Here is a 19,368-nt window from a genome sequence, read left to right as displayed (position 1 = left end):
CTCCCGCCGAGAGACCTCACGGTGGGCACATGGACGCAATCGACTGGAGCCGGGCGAGCCGGATCTCGCCGGACGACCTGCCCGAAACGATCACGCAGTACCTCGTCGCGCATCAGGCCCGGGACGTCGACGCGGCGGTGGCACGCTTCACCCCCGACGCGTCGGTGACCGACGAGGGCCGTACCCACCGGGGACCCGGGCAGATCCGGGACTGGCTGTCCCACTCGTCGAGCGAGTACACGTACACCTCCGAGCTGGTCGCGGCGGCCCGGGTCGACGACCGGAACTACGACGCGGTCCACCATCTGGAGGGCGACTTCCCCGGCGGCGTCGCCGACCTGCACTTCCGGTTCACGCTCCAGGGCGCACTGATCGCCCGCCTGGTGATCGAGCCGTGACGGCCGGCGACCGGCCGCCGAGGACCTGGTTCGTCACCGGCGGCGGCCCGGGCGGGTTCGGGATCGCCTTCGCCGAGGCCGCACTCGAGGTGGGGGATCGGGTGGCGGTGACCGCTCGTCGGACCGAACCGTTGCGCGAGTGGGCGGACGCCCGCGGGGACCGGGTGCTCGTGCTGCCGTTGGACGTGACCGACCCCGGCCAGGTACGCACGGCGGTGTCCGCGGCGGAGGATCGCTTCGGCGGGATCGACGTGCTGGTCAACAACGCCGGCCGTGGCTGGTACGGGTCCGTGGAGGGGATGGCGGACGCGGCCGTCCGGGACCTGTTCGAGCTGAACTTCTTCGCGGTGCTGTCGGTCACCCGCGCGGTGCTGCCCGGCATGCGGGCCCGGGGCGCCGGTTGGATCGTGAACATGTCGTCGGCGGCGGGGCTGCGCGGGGTGCCGGGATTCGGCTACTACAGCGCCGCCAAGCACGCGATCGAGGGGCTGACCGACGTGCTGCGGGACGAGGTGGCCGGCCTCGGCATCCGGGTGCTGGCGGTCGAGCCGGGAGCCTTCCGCACCCGGGCCTACGCGGGGTTCGCCGACGAGCCGGCCCGGGAGACGGTCCCCGACTACCGACCGATGCTGGAGCAGGTCCGCAGCGCGATGGTCGAGCAGGACGGCCGGCAACCCGGCGACCCGAGGCGCGGCGCGCGGGCCGTCGTCGCGGCGATGGACCAGGAACCTCCGCCGCACCGGCTGGTCCTCGGCGGCGCCGCGTTCGACGCGGTCACCGCGACCCTCCGGGACACCCTGGCGGACATCCGCGCCGGTGAGGCTCTCGCCCGGGGCGCCGACTTCCCGACCGGCTGACCCGCCGGCCCGATGGCCTCCGTGCCGGCAGACCGCCGATGGCCGGCCCGACGCCGAGCGCGCCGGTGTGAGCCGCCCCACCGGTGACGCGGCGGTACGGGTCCGATCCGGTCCGGGCGCATCCAGGCCGCCCCCTTCCGACGAACCCCTCGGTAGTGACCGTCTACCGAGGGGTGCGTCCGGTGGTGACCGATCCGATCCCGGCCGATGTCGTCGAGTCCGCCCGCAAGCAGTTCACGCTCGCGGCGGAGGACCTGGACGGCAACCGGGTCGCCGCGCTGGTCGTCGAGGCCGCGGGCCGGTGGGGGGTGGCGCCGGTGTGGGAGGGCGTCTGCGCGCCGATGCTGGCCGCGCTGCCCGGCCGCAGCGCCGCCGAGGTGGCCGTGGAGCACGCCTTCTCGGAGGGCCTGCGGTCCGGACTGGACGTGCTGCTGCGCGGGCCGGGGACACCACCTCCGGCCGGCGGCATCCTGCTCGCCGGGGCGGAACAGGAGCTGCACTGCCTCGGCCTGCACGCGCTCGCGGCGGCGCTGCGCGAGGCCGGTCTGGGCAGCCTGCTGCTCGGCGCCGCGCTGCCCTGGCCGGCGCTGGCCAGCGCGGTGCGTCGGACCCGCCCGCACACCGTGGTGGTGTGGTCGCAGACACCGATGACCGGACGGGCGTACCGCGCGGTCCGCTTCGCGCGGGAGTTCCCGTCGGTGCGGGTGCACGGCGCCGGGCCGGGCTGGATCACGCCGCCGGCCATGCCGGCCGGGCATCTGACCAGCCTGTCGGACGCGCTCGCCGCGTGTCGCGACGCCGCCCGGCAGCGGGACGAGGCGCGGTAGGCGGTATCCGTCCCGCGCGGCTCACGCGCCGCGGGCGGTGGCGGCCGGTCAGCCGGCCCGGAAGCCGCGCAGGAGGGCGGCGACGGCGGACTCCGGGTCGAAGTTGTCGTCGGGGGCGGCGAGTTGGTTGCCGAGGAGCCCGTCGACGAGCGCGAGCAGCGCCCGGAAGTGGGCGGGCGGGTCGGTCGAGCCGAGCGCGGCGAGCAGCGGCACCCCCCACCCGGCCAGCCGCGCCCGCCCGGCCTCGATGGCGGGGCGCAGCTCGGGCCGCACGGCTGACTCCACGAACAGCGCGTACCGGGCCAGTGTGACCACCCGCTCCTCGTCGGTGAACCGCCGGACCAGCCGGCCGAGCACGCGGGTGAACCCGTCGACGTCGCCGGGCGGCAGATCCGCGGCGAGTCGCTGCCAGGTCTGCGTCTCCACCTCGACCAGTCGCTCGAAGACGCCGTCGACCAGCGCTTCCCGGGTGCGGAACCGGTTGGACGCGGAGCCCTCGGGCAGTCCCGCCTCCGCGTCCACCGCCCGGTGGGTGAGCTGCCGCGGCCCTCGGGTGCCGAGCACCCGGATGGCGGCGTCGAGCAGGAGCTGCCGGCGATCGGTCACCGGGTCAGACTACAGGCGTAGTGGAGATGACTACATCTGTAGTACGGTGGCCGGCATGGACGGTCGGGCGGTGGTGGTCGGTGGCGGTGTGGGTGGGCTCGCGGCGGGCGTCGGGCTGCGCGCCGCCGGCTGGCAGGTGACGGTCCTGGAGCGCTCCGCCGGGCTGCCGGAGACCGGCACCGGGCTCGGCATCTGGCCCGGGGCGATGCGCGCCCTGGACGCGCTCGGCGTGGGTGACGAGGTGCGCCGCCGCGGCCGCCGGCAGCTCGGTGGGACGATCCGGCGGCCGGACGGCAGTCGCATCGCCACCATCGACGTCGACCGGCTGGAGCGCCGGCACGGCGAGCCGGTGCACCTGGTCACCCGGCCGGTGCTGCTCGCGGTGCTCGCCGCCGCGCTGCCGGGGCCGGTGCTGCGCCTCGCCGCCCCGGTCACCGACCCGCGCGCCCTGCTCGACGCGTACGACCTCGTGGTCGGCGCGGACGGGATCAACAGCGTGGTCCGCGTCGCCCTGCACGGCGACCGCTACCCGCTGCGCCACGCCGGCGCGGTGGCCTGGCGGGGCGTGGTCGACACGGAGGTGCCCGAGGGCGGCGAGACCTGGGGGAGGGGACGCAAGTTCGGGCTCACGCCCGCGGGCCCGGGGCGCACCAACTGGTACGCCGCGGTGAGCCTGCCCGAGGGGCATCCCGCGCCGACGGACGACCGGGCCGAGCTGCGTCGGCTCTTCGGTGACTGGCACCGGCCGGTACCGCAGGTGCTCGACGCCCTCACGCCCGACGGGATCCTCCGGCACGAGATCCGCGACCTGACCCCGTTGCCGTCCTACGTGGGCGACCGGACGGTGCTGCTGGGCGACGCCGCGCACGCCATGACGCCGGACCTCGGGCAGGGCGCCTGCCAGGCGCTGATCGACGCGGTGGCGCTGGCCGACTGCCTGCGCGCCGCCGACGACCTGCCGGCCGGGCTGCGGGCGTACGACCGGCGCCGCCGGCGGCCCACCCAGCGGATCGCGGCCGGCGCGCGGTGGGCGGGCCGACTCTCCCAGGCCCGGCGCCTGCTGCCGGTGCGCGACGCGGTGCTCCGGCTGGCGCTGGCCGCCGGCCCGCCCGCCTGACCGTGACCTGGCGCACATTCGATACGAACCGGTTCCGTATCGAAACCTGCTCACCTACGCTCGGCTGCGTTACGAGTCTGCCCCGTATCGTATTCCGACGCGGGTGAGCCGGGGGGAGAACCCGAATGGAACCGCACGAGAACACCGGACACCCGAGGAGGTGGGCGATCCTCGGGGTGCTGGTGATCAGCCTCCTCGTGGTCGTCCTCGACAACACGATCCTCAACGTCGCGCTGCGCACCCTCGCCGACCCGGTGCACGGCCTCGGCGCCAGCCAGGGCGAGCTGGAATGGGCGATCAACTCCTACACGCTCGTCTTCGCCGGCCTGCTGTTCACCTTCGGCGTGCTCGGCGACCGGCTCGGCCGCCGCCGCTTCCTCATCTTCGGGCTGGCGCTGTTCGGGCTCGCCTCGCTGCTGTCGGCGTACGCGCAGGACCCGGCGCAGCTGATCGCCGCCCGGGCGCTGATGGGCGTCGGCGGCGCGGCCATCATGCCGGTGACGCTCTCGATCATCTCCAACGTGTTCGACCCCCGCGAGCGGGCCAAGGCGATCGGGGTCTGGGCCGGCGCGGTCGGCCTCGCCGTGGCGATCGGCCCGGTGCTCGGCGGCGCGCTCCTGGAGCACTACTGGTGGGGTTCGGTCTTCCTGATCAACGTGCCGGTGGTGGTGCTCGGCGTGGTGCTGGTCGCGGTGCTGGTGCCCGAGTCCCGCGATCCCTCGCCCGGCCGGGTCGACCTGCTCGGCGTCCTCCTGTCCGTGGTCGGCCTGGTCGCTCTCACCTACGGCATCATCGACGGCGGCGAGCACGGCTTCGGCCGGCCGCAGGTCTGGGTGGCGGTCGTCGGCGGCCTGGCGGTGCTCGGCTGGTTCGTGGCCCACGAGCTGCGCAGCGACCACCCGTCGCTGGACGTGCGGCTGTTCCGGGTGCCCCGGTTCGCCGCCCCGGTGGCCCTGGTCGGCCTGGTCTTCTTCGCCGCCATGGGCGTGATGTTCTTCGGCGCGTTCTACCTGCAGCTGGTGCGCGGCTACAGCCCGCTGGAGAGCGGCCTGCTGTTCCTGCCGTTCGCGGCCGCGCAGCTGATCTTCGCGCCGCGCAGCGCGGCCATGGTCCGCCGCTACGGCGGCCGGACGGTGGCCGCGGTCGGGCTGCTGCTCACCACGATCGCGCTCGCCGCGTTCGTCTTCATCGACGCGGACACGCCGATCTGGATCTTCTCGGCGCTGGGCTTCGTCCAGGGCGCCGGCATGGCCAACATCATGCCGCCGGCCACCGAGTCGATCATGTCGGCGCTGCCCCGGGAGAAGGCCGGGGTCGGCTCGGCGGTCAGCAACACCATCCGCCAGGTCGCCGGCGCGCTCGGCGTGGCGGTGCTCGGCTCGGTGCTCTCCGCGGTCTACCGGGACCAGGTCGCCCCGGCGGTCGCCGCCCTGCCCGCCCCGGTCCGCGACGCGGCCCGGGAGTCGGTCTCCGGGGCGTACGCGGTCGCCGACCGGCTCGGCCCGGCAGCGCCGCGACTGATCGACGCGGCCAACGACTCGTTCGTCTCGGCGATGCACTGGGCGGCCGGCGTCTCCGCGCTGGTGGCGGCGCTCGGCATGGTGATCGTGCTGCGGTGGATGCCGGGCCGGCCGGTCGTCGCCCCCGACGCCGCCCCGGCCACGGAGCGGGAGTTGGCCGGGACCGCGTAGGTTCGTGGACAATGTCTGACATGACTTCCACGGCGGATGCTCCGCGGTCGCCCGGGCGACCGCGGAGCACCCGCGCGGACGAGGCGATCGTGGAGGCCACCCTCGACCTGCTGGCCGAGGGCAGCACCGTCGAGGCGCTCTCCATCGAGGCGATCGCGGCCCGCGCCGGCGTCGGCAAGGCCACCATCTACCGTCGCTGGCCGGGCAAGGAGGCGCTGCTGCTCGACGCGCTGGGCCGGCTCAAGGGCGCCCCGCCCCGCACCGGCGGCCGCTCGGTCCGCGACGACCTGGTCCTGCTGGTCGGCGCCGTGGGCCAGCACGTGGACCCCCGGGTCCGCAAGATCATGCCGTGTCTGGTGCCCGAGGTGAGCCGCAGTTCCGCGCACCGGCAGGCATACGAGGCGATCATCGAGCCCCGGCGCCAGGCCATGCGCGAGGTGCTGCTGCGCGCCGTGGACAGTGGGGAGCTGCGCGCCGACCTCGACGTGGAGGTGGCCATGGCGTTGCTCACCGCGCCGATGCTGACCCAGCGGATGCTGCACTGGCACCCCGACCGGGACGAGCGGATCCTGCCCGAGCGGATCGTCGACGCGGTCCTGGACGGCCTGCGCCCCCGCTGACCCGGCCGGCTCAGCCGGCCGGGGTGCGCAACCGGTGCAGCCGCAACGCGAGCTGCACCTCCAGCGCCCGCTCCGGGCGCTGCCAGTCCGCGCCGAGCAACTGCCCGACCCGCTCCAGCCGTTGGGTCACCGTGTTCACGTGCACGTGCAGCTGCTCGGCCGCCCGGGCCAGGCTGCCGCCCACCCCGAAGTACGCCTCCAGCGTCTTCACCAGCGCGGTGCCGCGCCGGGCGTCGTAGTCGACCACCGGCCCCACGGTCGCGGTGAGGAACCGGCTCACGTCCCGGTCGCCGGAGTCGCCGACCGCGCCCAGCAGCAGCCCGACGAAACCCAGCTCCGCGGTGCTCGCCCCCTGCCCGGCCCGGCCCAGCGCGCCGAGCGCGGTCAGGCAGCGCTCCGCCTCGGCGAACGTGACCGCCAGCGACGCCGGACCGGTCGACGGCCCGCTCGCCCCGGCGGTCACCGGGCGGCCGGTCACCCGGGACAGGTCCCGGGCCACCGCGCGGGCCGCCCCGCCGGCGTCCTGGCCGGGCAGCATCAGCACCACCCGGCCGTCGCGCGCCGCGGCCAGCCCACCCCGGGTCGACGCGTACGTGGTGGCCCACGACAGCACCCGCTGCCGGGCCGAGCCGGTCTCGGCGAACGCGTCGTCGCCGACCGCCACCAGCACGTGCGGCGCGTCCAGGTCGACCCCGATCCGGCGGGCCCGGCTGCGCAACGCGTCGGTGTCCCGCAACGGCCGGGCGATCAGGTCGTCGAGCAGCTCGCCCCGGACCCGACCCTCCGCCTCGGCCACCGTGCGGCGGAACAGCAGCAGCAACGCGGTCACCAGCGCCGCCCGCTCCAGGATCCGCTGGTCGGCGTCGACCAGCTCGTCGTCCGGGCGCAGCACCAGCGCGCCCAGGTTCTCCGCGCCGGCCACCACCGCGGCGTACCAGAGCGGGCCGCGCCGCACGCTGCGCCCCTCGGTCCGCGACGCGGCCACCGCCTCCACGATGTCCGCCCGGTCCGGCTCGGAGATCTCGCCGACCCGGGCCAGCCGCCGGCCCTCCGCGTCCAGCGCCAGCAGCGCCCCGCCGAGCACCTCGGTGACCGCCGCGGCCACGTCCTCCATCCCGCCGCCCCGCACGACCAACGCGGTCATCCGGTCGTGCGCGGCCGCGGCGCGCTCCACCGACGTGCTGTGCGCCTGGATCGTGCCGTTCGCCGCCGACAGCTCCTCCAGCGCCGCGCGGGTCTCGGCCAGCAGCCGGGCGGTGTCGATCGCCACCGCCGCGTGCGCGGCCAGGGAGACCAGCAGCGACACCTCCTCCCGGGCGAACGGCCGGGCCGAGCGGTTGGCCGCGTAGAGCACGCCGATCACGCTCGAACCGAGCCGCAGCGGCACGCCGAGGATGGCCACCAGGCCCTCCTCGCCCACCCCGCCGTCGATCTCCCCGGTGTGCCGGAACCGCTCGTCCTCCGGGTAGTTCGCGGTGGCGTACGGGGTGCCGGTCTGCGCCACCAGCCCGCCCAGACCGTCGCCCATCTCCAGCCGCAGCCGCTGGAAGCGGGCCGAGATCGACCCGTCGGTGACCCGCATGTAGGTGTCGCCGCGCTCGTCGTCGTTGAGCGTCATGTAGGCCACGTCGGTGCCGAGCAGGATCCGCGCCCGGTGCACGATCGCCCGCAGCACGTCGTCCAGGTCGCGCAGGCCGGCCAGGTCGTTGGCGGTGTCGTACAGGCCGGACAGCTCGGTCTCCCGCCGGCGGCGGCGCTCCAGCAGCGCCCGCACCCGCAGCGCCACCACCTTCGCCTGCTCCAGCTCGGCCAGGCGGTCGGCGGGCAGGCCGGCGGCGCGCGCGGCGACCAGCGGGCCCTCGAACTCGACCGCGGCGGCCTCGCGCGCCAGCAGCTCCAGGAACTCGACCGGCGACGACATGACCGACATTGTGCGCGGCGCCACTAGTTCGCCGTCCAGCCCCCGTCGAGGGCGATCGACGCGCCGGTGAGGAACGCGGCGGGCGGCGCGCACAGGTACGCCACCAGCTCGGCCACCTCCTCCGGCTCGATCAGCCGCTTGATCGCCGCCCGGGCCAGCATGATCTTCTCGATCACCTCGTCCTCGCCGATGCCGTGACTGGCCGCCTGGTCGGCGATCTGGCTCTCCACCAGCGCGGTCCGCACGTACGCCGGGTTGATGCAGTTGGCCGTCACCCCGTGCGCCGCGCCCTCCAGGGCCACCACCTTCGACAGGCCCTCCAGCGCGTGCTTCGCCGACACGTACGCCGCCTTGTACGGCGACGCGCGCAGCCCGTGCACCGAGGAGATGTTCACGATCCGGCCCCAGCCGTTGGCGTACATCCGGGGCAACGCCCGGCGGATCAGCAGGAACGGCGCCTCCACCATCACCCGCTGGATGTACTCGAACCGCTCCACCGGGAACTCCTGCACCGGCGCCACGTGTTGCAGGCCGGCGTTGTTCACCACGATGTCGGCGTCGACGTCGAGCCGGTCCACCGCCTCCGGGTCGGCCAGGTCGACCCCCTCGGCCCGGCCGCCCGCCTCGGCCGCCACCGCCTTCGCCGCCTCCACGTTGCGGTCCAGCACCACCACCGAGGCGCCGGCCGCCGCCAGGCGCAGGGCGCAGGCCCGTCCGATGCCGCTGCCACCACCGGTCACCAGGGCGTTGCGACCGGAGAGGTCGACGTGTACGACGTGGGGGACCGCCACGGGTTCTGCCGTCATGGCGCAAGAAGTTACGAGGCGTGTGGCCTCGGGCACATGGGGCGGCGACACATACTCGACCGCTTCAGTGTGTGGTGTGTTGCGCTCCGATCGCACCCGGCGTGTCCGGGCGTCCGGTCGTCGGAGCACACCAGTAGGGTGTGTCGAACACACGTACTGCTGACGGCTCGGGGAGGAGGCGGCGTGCGCGTGCTCGGCGTCGACCCGGGGCTGACCCGGTGCGGGGTCGGCGTGGTCGAGGGCGTCCCCGGTCGCCCGTGCACGCTGGTCGCCTACTACGTGGTCTACACCGACCCCGAGGACGACCTGCCGCTGCGCCTGCTGCACCTGGACCGGTCGCTCACCGACCTGGTCGCCGAGCACCGGCCGGACGCGGTCGCGGTGGAGCGCGTGTTCAGCCAGCACAACGTGCGCACGGTGATGGGCACCGCCCAGGCCAGCGGCATCGCGGTGCTCGCCGGCGCGCGGGCCGGGCTGCCGGTGACCACCTACACGCCGAGCGAGGTGAAGGCGGCGGTGACCGGTTCCGGTCAGGCCGACAAGGCGCAGATGACGGCCATGGTCACGAGGCTGCTTCGGCTCGCCGAGCCGCCTCGCCCGGCCGACGCCGCCGACGCCCTGGCGCTGGCCATCTGTCACGTCTGGCGCGGTGGCACCCGGTCCAAGCTGGCCGCCGCCGCCCAGCGGGCCCGACGAGGAGGGGCACGATGATCGCCAGCGTTCGCGGCACGGTGACCGCCACCGGTCCGGACCACGCGGTGGTGGAGGTGGGCGGCATCGGCCTGGCCGTGCAGTGCGCCCCCGGCACGCTCGCCGACCTGCGGGTCGGCCAGCCGGCCCGGCTGGCCACCAGCCTGGTGGTCCGGGAGGACTCGCTCACCCTCTACGGCTTCGCCGACGACGACGCGAAGCAGTTGTTCGAGTTGCTGCAGACCGCCAGCGGCGTGGGCCCCCGGCTGGCCCAGGCGGTGCTCGCGGTGCACACGCCGGACGCGGTCCGCAAGGCCATCGCCAACGCCGACACCGCCGCGCTGACCCGGGTGCCCGGGATCGGCAAGAAGGGCGCCGAGCGGCTCGTGCTGGAGCTGCGCGACCGGGTCGGTCCGGTGCCGGTCGGCCCCGACGGCGCGGCCGGGGTGACCGTCGGCGCCTGGCCGGAGCAGGTGCGTCAGGCGCTGGTCGGGCTCGGCTGGACGGCCGCGCAGGCCGACCAGGCGGTGGCCGCGGTGGCGGAGACCGTCGACGGCGAGACGCCGCCGGTGCCGGTCCTGCTCAAGCAGGCCATCCGTCTGCTGGGCCGCACCCGATGACGGGCCCGCGCGGATGACCGGCGACAACCTGGTCTCGGCGTACGTCAGCGACGCGGAGCGGGACGCCGAGGCCAGCGTCCGGCCGAAGCGGCTCGCCGAGTTCATCGCCCAGGACCGGGTGCGCGACCAGCTCGACCTGCTGTTGCAGGGCGCGATGCGACGCGGCTCCCCGCCGGACCACATTCTCCTGTCGGGGCCGCCCGGCCTCGGGAAGACCTCCCTGGCCAACATCGTCGCGGCGGAGCTGGGCGCGGGCATCCGGGTGACCAGCGGGCCGGCCATCGAGCGCTCCGGTGACCTGGCCGCGATCCTGACCAGCCTGGCCGAGGGCGACGTGCTCTTCATCGACGAGATCCACCGGATCGCCAAGCCGGCCGAGGAGCTGCTCTACAGCGCCATGGAGGACTTCCGGGTCGACGTGGTGGTCGGCAAGGGCCCCGGCGCCACCGCCATCCCGCTCGATGTGGAGCCGTTCACGCTGGTCGGCGCCACCACCCGCTCGGGTCTGCTGACGGGCCCGATGCGGGACCGGTTCGGCTTCGTCGCGCACCTCGACTTCTACTCGCCGGCCGACCTGGAGACGCTGCTGCACCGCTCCGCCCGGATCCTCGGCGTGCCGATCACCACCGACGGCGCGGCCGAGATCGCCGGCCGGTCCCGGGGCACACCCCGGATCGCCAACCGGCTGCTGCGCCGGGTGCGCGACTACGCCGAGGTGCGGGCCGACGGCGTGGTGACGGTGGAGACGGCGCGGTCCGCGCTGACCGTCTACGACGTGGACGCGCTCGGCCTGGACCGGCTGGACCGGGCGGTGCTCACCGCGCTGGTCGACTCGTTCCGGGGCGGCCCGGTCGGGCTCTCCACCCTGGCGGTGGCCGTGGGGGAGCAGCCGGACACGGTCGAGGAGGTCTGCGAGCCGTTCCTGGTCCGGGCCGGGCTGCTGGCCCGGACCCCGCGGGGTCGGGTGGCGACGGCGGCTGCCTGGCATCATCTGGGGCGTACGCCCCCGAATGGTACATTTGGCGCGGACGCCCCGGCCGGGCCCGATCTGTTCTCGGTCCAGACCGATCAGCCGTGATCCGAACGTGATCTGTGCCGCATTCGGTGTTCTCAGGAGCAGGGACTAGACTTCGCCGCGGTCTGTACAGGACGTGAGAATCCGCCTCCGCTGCGGTGCCCTCCGGGGCCTGCGGGGGCCAACCGGAAGGTCGACACCGTGCTTTACGCAGCAGCGAGTGGCGGGGGAGCCGGCGGTCTGACGCCGATCCTCATGATCGCTCTGCTCTTCGTCGTCATGTACTTCATGATGATCCGTCCGCAGCAGAAGCGCCGCCGTGAGGCCGAGCAGATGCAGTCCGCCCTCTCCCCGGGCGACGAGGTGGTCACCATCGGCGGCCTGCACGGCACGGTCACCGTGGTCGAGGACGACACCGTCCTGCTGGAGGTCGCTCCCGGCGTGCAGACCCGCTACGCGCGCCCGGCCGTCGCCCGGGTGATCAAGCGGGCCGAGGCGCCGGCGGCCGAGACGATCAGCGAGGAAGCCGAGCCGGTCAAGGAGTGACCGCCCGCCCCGGACGGGGCAGCGGGGACACCCGCACAAGTGGATAGTTGGGTCGGCGTCGGACGCCGGCACGCGGGCAGGCCCGCGCGGCGCCCCCGCGTCGCGTCCGGGTCGGCGTGCCGTCCGCCGGGGCCGACCAGCCGGAGCAGTCGGGCGGACACCCCCGGCCCGACAGTTGTCGCCGCCGCGGAAGCGGCGCGACCGTACAGGGAGACAGGACAGCCGTGGCACCACCTCAGGGACAGATGCGCCCCGGACGGCAGCTCGCCGTGCTCGGGTTCATCTTCGTCGTCCTCTATCTTTTGGTGTTCTTCTCGGGCGGCGCCAGCGGTGGCTGGAAGGACCGGCTGGAGCCCCGGCTCGGCCTGGACCTCATCGGCGGCACCCGGATGACGCTCGAGGCCACCAACACGGTGGACGGCAAGCCGCCGACCGCCGACAACCTCGAAGAGGCGCGCCAGATCATCGAGAGCCGGGTCAACGCCTACGGCGTGGCCGAGGCCGAGGTGGTCACCGAGGGCAACCGCAACATCGTCATCTCCCTGCCCGGCCAGAACCGCGACCTGACCGACGTCGGTGAGGCCGCCGAGCTGCGCTTCCGCAAGGTGCTCAAGGCCACCGACGGCAGCGGCGCGGCCCTCGCCCCGCCGCCGAGCCCGAGCGCCAGCCCGGCCCCGTCCGGCAGTGCCAGCCCCAAGCCGTCGGGCAGCGCGTCGGCGAAGCCGTCCGGCAGCGCCTCGCCGAAGGCGAGCACGAGCGCCAAGGCGACCGCCTCGCCGAGCGCCGGCGGGCAGGGCGGCATGGCCCCCGCGCCGAGCGCCAGCGCCACGCCGACTCCGTCGGCGTCGCCGAGCGCCGCCGCGCCGAGCCCGAGCGCCAGCGCCGCCCCGGTGCCGCAGAGCATCGAGCAGCAGCGCAAGGCCGTCGAGCAGAAGGTGGGCGCGGCCGCCTGGGGCGCCGCCTCCGGTCTGAAGGCCCCGGCCGACCTCGCGACCGACCCGTCGCTGGCCGACAAGCTCAAGCCGTTCGGCACGCTCTCCCCGCAGGAGATCGCGGTGCTGCCGGCGGACATGCAGTTCAACGTCCCCTCGATCACCTGCGCCCAGCTCGACAAGCGGCCGGCCGGCTCGATCAACGACCCGAAGCAGACGGCGGTGGCCTGCGAGGCCGGCGCGAAGAACCTGCTCGACGTGGCCAAGGTCGAGGGCACCGACGTCAAGAACGCCTCCGCCCAGCTCGACCAGACCAGCCAGTGGGTGGTCAGCCTCAACTTCACCGGCAGCGGCCAGGAGAAGTGGACCGCGCTGACCCGCGAGTCGTTCAACAACGAGGGTCAGGCCTGCGACCAGACCGCGCTCGGCCAGGACGGCAAGTGCCGGGTCGCCGTGGTGCTGGACAACCGGATCGTCTCCTCGCCGGAGATCCAGGGCGTGCTCACCGGTGACTCGCAGATCACCGGCAGCTTCGACAACAAGTCGGCGAACGCGCTGGCCAGCCAGCTCCGCTACGGCGCGCTGCCGGTGACGTTCGAGCCGCAGGAGAGCCAGAACGTCACCGCGACGCTCGGTGACAGCCACCTCAAGGCGGGTCTGCTGGCGGCCGGCATCGGCATGCTGCTGGTCATCATCTACTCGTTCTTCTACTACCGGCTGCTCGGCTCGGTCATCTTCCTCAGCCTGGTGCTCTCCGCGCTGCTGGTCTTCGGCGCGCTGGTGGTGCTCGGCCGGTCGATCGGCTTCACGCTGACGCTCGCCGGCATCGCCGGCATGATCGTCTCGCTCGGTGTGGCGGCGGACTCGTTCGTCATCTACTTCGAACGACTCAAGGACGAGATCCGCGAGGGCCGCAGCCCGCGCAGCGCGGTCCCGCGCGCGTGGATCCGGGCCCGCCGGACGATCATCTCGGCCAACGCGATCACTCTGATGTCGGCGGTCGTGCTCTACATCGTGTCGGTCGGCGCGGTGAAGGGCTTCGCCTTCGCGCTCGGCCTGGCGACCGTGCTGGACCTGGTCGTCGTGTTCCTCTTCCGCCACCCGATCATGACGATGTTCGCCCGTACCCGGGCGTTCCTGTCCCCGCGGGTCAGCGGTCTGGGTCGGGCGCTGCCGGCCCGGTCGGCCGAGTCGGGCGCCGCCCGCAACCCGCGTGTCAAGGAGGCCTGAGATGGCGAAGAGTGGTCTGGCCGCCCGGCTCTACCGGGGCGAGGCCGATCTCAACATCGTCGGCAAGCGCAAGGTGTGGTTCGCCGTCGCCGGCGCGCTGGTGCTGATCGCCGTGCTCAGCTTCGCGATCCGGGGCTTCAGCCTCGGCATCGAGTTCGCCGGCGGCAACTCGTTCCAGGTGCCGGCCAGCGTGGGCACGCTCGACCAGGCCGAACGCACCGTCGACGACGTGCTGGCCAAGGAGGCGCCCGGCGTCGAGGTGGTCACCGCGCAGAAGGTCGGCGGCGCTGGCGGCGAGACCTACGAGATGCGCACCGGGCAGCTCAGCCAGGACCAGGCCAACGCGGCCAAGGCCGCGATGGCGGAGGAGTTCGGGATCCAGGCCGACCAGATCAGCGGCAGCCAGGTCTCCGAGGCGTGGGGCAGCCAGGTCACCTCGCGGGCGCTGCTCGGCCTGCTGATCTTCATCGCGGTGGTGTCGATCTACCTGGTGCTGCGCTTCGAGTGGCGGATGGCGGTCGCCGCGATCGCCTCGCTGCTGACCAACCTGGTCCTCACCGCCGGCATCTACTCGCTGGTCGGCTTCGAGGTCACCCCGTCGACGATCATCGGCTTCCTCACCATCCTGGGCTTCGCGCTCTACGACGTGGTGGTGGTCTTCGACAAGGTGCAGGAGAACACGCGGGGCATCACCGCGAACAACAACCTCACCTACGGCGAGGCGTCCAACCTGGCGCTCAACCAGAGCCTCATGCGCTCGCTGAACACCTCGGTCGTCGCGTTGCTGCCGGTCGGCGGTCTGCTCTTCATCGGCGCCGGCCTGCTCGGCGCGGGCACGCTGAAGGACCTGGGCCTGGTGCTCTTCGTCGGTATGGCGGTGGCGTTCCTGACCTCGATCCTGCTGGCCACCCCGCTGCTGGTGCTGCTGAAGAACCAGGACCCGCGGATCAGCGCCCACAACAAGCGGGTGCTCGCCCGCCGGGGGGCGCTCGCCCGGGGCGAGATCACCCCGAAGGGCGCGCCGCGCGCCGCGCCGGTCGGCGACGAGCCGATCGACCCGGACGCGGCGGCGCTGGCCGGCGCCGCGCCCAAGGTCGGCGCCCGGCCGGCCGGCAAGCGTCCCAGCGGCGCCCGGGGCGGTCGCCCCGCCGGCGGCGGGGGCAACCGGCCCGGTGGCGCGAAGCGCCGCTGACCCGGACGGAATCGACCGGACGGCGTCCGTCATGCTGGTGTCACGGCATGACGGACGCCGTCGTCGTTTCGAGAGGACATGGGACGCACCGTGACGGAGACCCACACCGCCGGCGTACGGGGAGACAGCGGCCCGGAGGTCGCCCAGCTGGTCGCGAGCCGGCTGCTCGACGTGCCGGACTTCCCCAAGCCCGGGGTCATGTTCAAGGACCTGATGCCGCTCTTCGCCGACGGCGTCGCGTTCCGCGAGGTGATCGACGGGATCATCGCCTACCACGGGCCGGACTCGTTCGACACCGTCGCCGGGATCGAGGCGCGCGGGTTCGTGCTGGCGGCGGCCGTCGCGTACGCCACCGGGGTCGGTGTGGTGCCGGTGCGCAAGGCCGGCAAGCTGCCCCGCGCGACCCACTCCGCCTCCTACGCGCTGGAGTACGGCGAGGCGACGCTGGAGGTGCACCAGGACGCGTTCACCGCCGGGCACCGGGTGCTGGTGCTCGACGACGTGCTGGCCACCGGCGGCACCGCCGAGGCCACCCTCGACCTGGTCGAGCGGGCCGGCGGCACGGTCTCCGGTTTCACCGTCCTGCTGGAGCTGGGCTTCCTCAAGGGCCGCGAACGGCTCGCCCCGCGTCCGGTCCATGCCCTGTTGACCGTTTGACCCGCCGGCCGGTCGGCGCGACCGGCTCGGACCGTCCGGCGGAGCGGCGGCGTACCCTGCGTACGGGTAGCATTGCCCTTTGCCTGACCGGGCGGGCGACCGTCCGGGGCGGCGAGCCGCCGGGGCCCGGCCCCGGTGACCGGCGCGGAACAACACCGACCCCCGGGTCGGTTGAACCAGACGTCGGCCGCACGGCCGACGCATCCCCGGCGAGCGGTGAGGAGGCCGGTGTCCCACGATGTCGTCCCTCCGGTGGAGGGCACGGTGCACCCGACAGGCGACGCGGACGGCTCGGTGACCGAGCGCAGCGGCAACCCTCCGGCCCGGGCGACCGGCGCCACCGGGGGCGTGCCCGACGCGACGGCCGACGGCGGCGCGGTCGTGGTGCCGTTCCCGACCGACGACCCCTCGACCAGCGGCGGGTTCGCCCTCTCCAACGCGCCGACCGGCCGTCGGGTACGCGCCCGGCTGGCCCGGTTCAACGCGCCCTGGCAGACTTCGCAGGTCAGCGAGGTGCTGGAGCCGCTGATCTCCACCCACCGGGACGCCCACCCCAAGGCCGACGCCCGGCTGCTGCAGCGCGCCTTCGACACGGCCGCGCGCTGGCACTCGGGTCAGTACCGCAAGTCCGGCGACCCGTACATCACCCACCCGCTCGCCGTGGCGACCATCCTGGCCAACCTGGGCATGGACACCACGACGCTGGTCGCGGCGTTGCTGCACGACACGATCGAGGACACCGAATACACGCTCGACGCGATGCGGGCCGACTTCGGCGGTGAGGTCGCGCTGCTGGTCGACGGCGTCACCAAGCTCGACAAGGTCAAGCTGGGCGACGCGGCCAAGGCGGAGACGATCCGCAAGATGGTCGTGGCCATGGCGAAGGACCCGCGGGTCCTGGTGATCAAGCTGGCCGACCGGCTGCACAACATGCGGACGCTGACCTTCCTGCCCCGCCCCAAGCAGGAGCAGAAGGCCAAGGAGACGCTGGAGATCCTCGCCCCGCTGGCGCACCGCCTCGGTATGAACACGATCAAGTGGGAGCTGGAGGATCTGGCCTTCGGCACGCTGTTCCCGAAGCGGTTCGAGGAGATCAACCGGCTGATCGGGGAGCACCAGCCGCAGCGCGAGGCGCTGCTGCGCCAGGTGACCCAGAAGGTGTCGACCGACCTGAAGGCCGCCAAGATCAAGGCGGAGACCACCGGCCGGCCGAAGCACCTCTACTCGATCTACCAGAAGATGATCGTGCGGGGGCGCGACTTCAACGACATCTACGACCTGGTGGGTGTGCGGATCCTGGTCGACACGGTGCGCGACTGCTACGCGGCGCTGGGGGTCATCCACGCCAACTGGCAGCCGGTGCCGGGCCGGTTCAAGGACTACATCGCCATGCCCAAGTTCAACATGTACCAGTCGTTGCACACGACGGTCATCGGTCCCACCGGCAAGCCGGTGGAGATGCAGATCCGCACCTACGCGATGCACCGCACCGCCGAGTTCGGCATCGCCGCGCACTGGAAGTACAAGGAGCACAAGGGCACCCCGGTGGTGGGCCCGCCGGCGCACATCGACGAGATGACCTGGCTGCGGCAGCTGCTGGACTGGCAGCGCGAGGCCGCCGACCCGAGCGAGTTCCTGGACGCGCTGCGCTTCGACCTGTCCAGCCAGGAGGTGTACGTCTTCACCCCCAAGGGTGACGTCATCCCGCTGCCGACCGGGTCGACGCCTGTCGACTTCGCGTACGCGGTGCACACCGAGGTCGGGCACAAGTGCATCGGGGCGCGGGTCAACGGCAAGCTGGTGCCGCTGGAGTCGACGCTGTCCAACGGCGACGTGATCGAGATCTTCACGTCGAAGTCCGACACGGCCGGCCCGACGCAGGACTGGCTGGGCTTCGTCAAGAGCCCGCGCGCCCGCACCAAGATCCGCCAGTACTTCAACAAGGAGCGGCGCGAGGAGGCGATCGAGGCCGGCAAGGACGCGATCGTCAAGGCGATGCGCAAGCAGGGCATGCCGTTGCAGCGGATGCTCACCTCGGACGCGTTGATGGCGATCGCCCGGGACCTGCACCTGGCCGACGTGGCCTCGCTCTACGCGGCGGTCGGCGACAGCCAGGTCTCCGCGCAGTCGGTGGTGCAGAAGCTGATGGCCTCCTACGGCGGCGAGGAAGGCGCGGCGGAGGACATCGCCGAGACCGCCGTCGCCACCCGGCCACCGCGCAGCCGGCAGAGCAGCGCCGACCCGGGCGTGGTGGTCCGCGGCGTCAGCGACGTCTGGATCAAGCTGGCCCGGTGCTGCACACCGGTTCCGCCGGACTCGGTGTTCGGCTTCGTCACCCGCTCCGGCGGGGTCAGCGTGCACCGCGACGACTGCGCCAACGCCGAGGACCTGCGCGCCCAGCCCGAGCGGGTGGTCGAGGTGAGCTGGAAGCTCACCTCCGCCTCCACGTTCCTGGTCGCCATCCAGGTGGAGGCGCTGGACCGGCACAAGCTGCTCGCCGACGTCACCCGGGTGCTCTCCGAGGAGCGGGTGAACATCCTCTCCGCCACCGTCACCACCACCCGGGACCGGGTGGCGGTCAGCCGGTTCAGCTTCGAGATGGCCGACCCGAAGCACCTCGGGCACCTGCTCGCCGCGGTGCGCAAGGTCGACGGCGTCTTCGACGCGTACCGGGTCACCTCGGGGGCCTGAGCCGCCCACCCCGCACGCGGAAGCGCCCGCCGGCTGATCCCAGCCGGCGGGCGCTTCGTCGTCGCGCGGGTGCTCAGCCCTGGATCGGGCTCAGGCTCACCTTCGTCATCACGAGCTCCTTCTTCGGGTGACCGCCGCCGGCCTGCTGGGCGAACGCGCCGTCGTCGCCGGCCGCCGCGACCTGCTTCACCACGTCCATCCCGCCGGTGATCGTGCCCAGCACCGTGTAGTTCGGGTCGAGCTGCGAGTCGCCGTACACGATGAAGAACTGGCTGCCGGTGCTGCCCGGCTGGCCGGAGTTGGCCATCGCGATCACGCCCTGCGGGTACGGCGGGCGCTTGTCGGTGGGGAGGTTCTCCTCGGCCAGGTTGTAGCCCGGCCCGCCGGTGCCGTCGGTGTCCCGCCAGCCCTTGCCGGTCGCGCTCGGGTCGCCGCACTGGAGCACCTGGATGCCCTGGGTCACCAGGCGGTGGCACTTGGTGTTGTCGAAGAAGCCCTTGCTGGCCAGGTGGGTGAAGCTGCCCGCGGTGCAGGGCACCTTGGCGCGGTCCAGCTTGGCGGTGATCGGGCCCAGGTTCGTGTCGATCGTCATCGTCTGGCTGCCCTTGGCCGCCTGCTCCGCCGGCGGCAGCCCGACGTCCTTGATCTGCGCCGGCCGGCCCTCCTTCGGCACCTCGGTGTAGGCGCACTGGACGAAGCCGGCGGCGGTGCCGCCCTGCTTGTCGTCGTCATCGTCGCCGAGCGAGGTGGCGAGCCAGACGGTGCCGGCCACGACGAGCACCAGCACGGCCGCGGCGCCGACGATCGCCTGCGTCTGCCGGCGCTTGCGGGCCTTGCCGGCCCGCTCGGCCATCTCCCGTTCGAGCCGGGCCCGCGCCGCCGCGCGCTGGCGGTCTCTCGTGGACGTCACGGTCTCTCCTCACCTGCTGGGTATCGGGGGACGGCGCCGCGC

18 protein-coding genes are annotated in these 19,368 nt (G+C 73.6%); 14 read left to right on the top strand and 4 right to left on the bottom strand.

Going from position 1 to position 19,368, the window contains the following annotated elements:
* Positions 1-29 precede the first annotated feature (29 nt).
* The 3 genes from COO58_RS14755 (at position 30) to COO58_RS14745 (ending at position 2,082) form a co-directional block, all read left to right on the top strand.
* Positions 30-398 (top strand): nuclear transport factor 2 family protein, encoded by a 369-nt coding sequence (locus COO58_RS14755; protein WP_098745373.1) that lies wholly within the window; start codon positions 30-32, stop codon positions 396-398.
* The gene (locus COO58_RS14750) at positions 395-1,255 is read left to right on the top strand and encodes an SDR family NAD(P)-dependent oxidoreductase (RefSeq protein WP_091578157.1); all 861 of its coding nucleotides are present in this window, start codon (positions 395-397) and stop codon (positions 1,253-1,255) included. The genes COO58_RS14755 and COO58_RS14750 overlap by 4 nt, the downstream gene beginning before the upstream one ends.
* Before the next feature lie 185 nt (positions 1,256-1,440).
* On the top strand, positions 1,441-2,082 hold the full coding sequence (locus tag COO58_RS14745) for a transcriptional regulator (protein ID WP_255292626.1): 642 nt from the start codon (positions 1,441-1,443) through the stop codon (positions 2,080-2,082).
* A gap of 48 nt (positions 2,083-2,130) precedes the next feature.
* On the opposite strand, the gene COO58_RS14740 is transcribed toward COO58_RS14745, so the two are convergent.
* Positions 2,131-2,688, bottom strand: coding sequence for a TetR/AcrR family transcriptional regulator (locus tag COO58_RS14740; RefSeq protein WP_098745371.1), 558 nt, complete (start codon positions 2,686-2,688; stop codon positions 2,131-2,133).
* A gap of 55 nt (positions 2,689-2,743) precedes the next feature.
* Between COO58_RS14740 and COO58_RS14735 the strand changes: the two genes are divergently transcribed.
* The 3 genes from COO58_RS14735 (at position 2,744) to COO58_RS14725 (ending at position 6,116) form a co-directional block, all read left to right on the top strand.
* A complete protein-coding gene (locus COO58_RS14735) occupies positions 2,744-3,805 on the top strand; it encodes an FAD-dependent monooxygenase (RefSeq protein WP_091578152.1) in 1,062 nt (353 codons plus the stop codon).
* 125 nt (positions 3,806-3,930) lie between these two features.
* On the top strand, positions 3,931-5,496 hold the full coding sequence (locus tag COO58_RS14730) for an MFS transporter (protein WP_091578150.1): 1,566 nt from the start codon (positions 3,931-3,933) through the stop codon (positions 5,494-5,496).
* 11 nt (positions 5,497-5,507) lie between these two features.
* Entirely contained in the window at positions 5,508-6,116 is a 609-nt protein-coding gene (locus COO58_RS14725) for a TetR/AcrR family transcriptional regulator (protein WP_091578147.1), read from the top strand.
* A 10-nt stretch (positions 6,117-6,126) separates the two neighbouring features.
* On the opposite strand, the gene COO58_RS14720 is transcribed toward COO58_RS14725, so the two are convergent.
* Together COO58_RS14720 and COO58_RS14715 are read right to left on the bottom strand one after the other, a co-directional pair.
* A complete protein-coding gene (locus COO58_RS14720) occupies positions 6,127-8,046 on the bottom strand; it encodes a helix-turn-helix domain-containing protein (protein ID WP_098745370.1) in 1,920 nt (639 codons plus the stop codon).
* A gap of 14 nt (positions 8,047-8,060) precedes the next feature.
* Complete coding sequence (locus COO58_RS14715) at positions 8,061-8,843, bottom strand: 3-hydroxybutyrate dehydrogenase (protein WP_091578142.1); 783 nt, start codon at positions 8,841-8,843, stop codon at positions 8,061-8,063.
* Between the two features lie 183 nt (positions 8,844-9,026).
* Between COO58_RS14715 and ruvC the strand changes: the two genes are divergently transcribed.
* The 8 genes from ruvC (at position 9,027) to COO58_RS14675 (ending at position 18,416) form a co-directional block, all read left to right on the top strand.
* Complete coding sequence (ruvC, locus tag COO58_RS14710) at positions 9,027-9,554, top strand: crossover junction endodeoxyribonuclease RuvC (RefSeq protein WP_091578139.1); 528 nt, start codon at positions 9,027-9,029, stop codon at positions 9,552-9,554.
* Positions 9,551-10,153 (top strand): Holliday junction branch migration protein RuvA, encoded by a 603-nt coding sequence (gene ruvA / locus COO58_RS14705; RefSeq protein WP_091578136.1) that lies wholly within the window; start codon positions 9,551-9,553, stop codon positions 10,151-10,153. Before ruvC ends, ruvA begins: the two co-directional genes overlap by 4 nt.
* A 13-nt stretch (positions 10,154-10,166) precedes the next feature.
* Positions 10,167-11,231 carry a Holliday junction branch migration DNA helicase RuvB gene (ruvB, locus tag COO58_RS14700; protein ID WP_091578134.1) on the top strand — a complete coding sequence of 355 codons (1,065 nt, stop codon included), beginning with the start codon at positions 10,167-10,169 and terminating at the stop codon, positions 11,229-11,231.
* A gap of 138 nt (positions 11,232-11,369) precedes the next feature.
* Positions 11,370-11,714, top strand: a complete 345-nt coding sequence (yajC, locus tag COO58_RS14695; RefSeq protein WP_091578132.1) for a preprotein translocase subunit YajC — start codon at positions 11,370-11,372, stop codon at positions 11,712-11,714.
* Between the two features lie 224 nt (positions 11,715-11,938).
* Positions 11,939-13,876, top strand: a complete 1,938-nt coding sequence (gene secD, locus COO58_RS14690; protein ID WP_176558812.1) for a protein translocase subunit SecD — start codon at positions 11,939-11,941, stop codon at positions 13,874-13,876.
* 1 nt (position 13,877) lies between these two features.
* Complete coding sequence (gene secF / locus COO58_RS14685) at positions 13,878-15,068, top strand: protein translocase subunit SecF (RefSeq protein WP_091578127.1); 1,191 nt, start codon at positions 13,878-13,880, stop codon at positions 15,066-15,068.
* A gap of 90 nt (positions 15,069-15,158) precedes the next feature.
* On the top strand, positions 15,159-15,725 hold the full coding sequence (locus tag COO58_RS14680) for an adenine phosphoribosyltransferase (RefSeq protein WP_091583745.1): 567 nt from the start codon (positions 15,159-15,161) through the stop codon (positions 15,723-15,725).
* 252 nt (positions 15,726-15,977) lie between these two features.
* A complete protein-coding gene (locus tag COO58_RS14675) occupies positions 15,978-18,416 on the top strand; it encodes a bifunctional (p)ppGpp synthetase/guanosine-3',5'-bis(diphosphate) 3'-pyrophosphohydrolase (protein ID WP_172967999.1) in 2,439 nt (812 codons plus the stop codon).
* Between the two features lie 73 nt (positions 18,417-18,489).
* On the opposite strand, the gene COO58_RS14670 is transcribed toward COO58_RS14675, so the two are convergent.
* Positions 18,490-19,326 carry a peptidylprolyl isomerase gene (locus COO58_RS14670; RefSeq protein ID WP_091578121.1) on the bottom strand — a complete coding sequence of 279 codons (837 nt, stop codon included), beginning with the start codon at positions 19,324-19,326 and terminating at the stop codon, positions 18,490-18,492.
* Between the last annotated feature and the right edge of the window lie 42 nt (positions 19,327-19,368).

Source organism: Micromonospora sp. WMMA1996 (assembly GCF_002573675.1).
Lineage (GTDB): Bacteria > Actinomycetota > Actinomycetes > Mycobacteriales > Micromonosporaceae > Micromonospora > Micromonospora sediminicola.
This window is presented reverse-complemented; position numbering and strand designations above follow the sequence as displayed.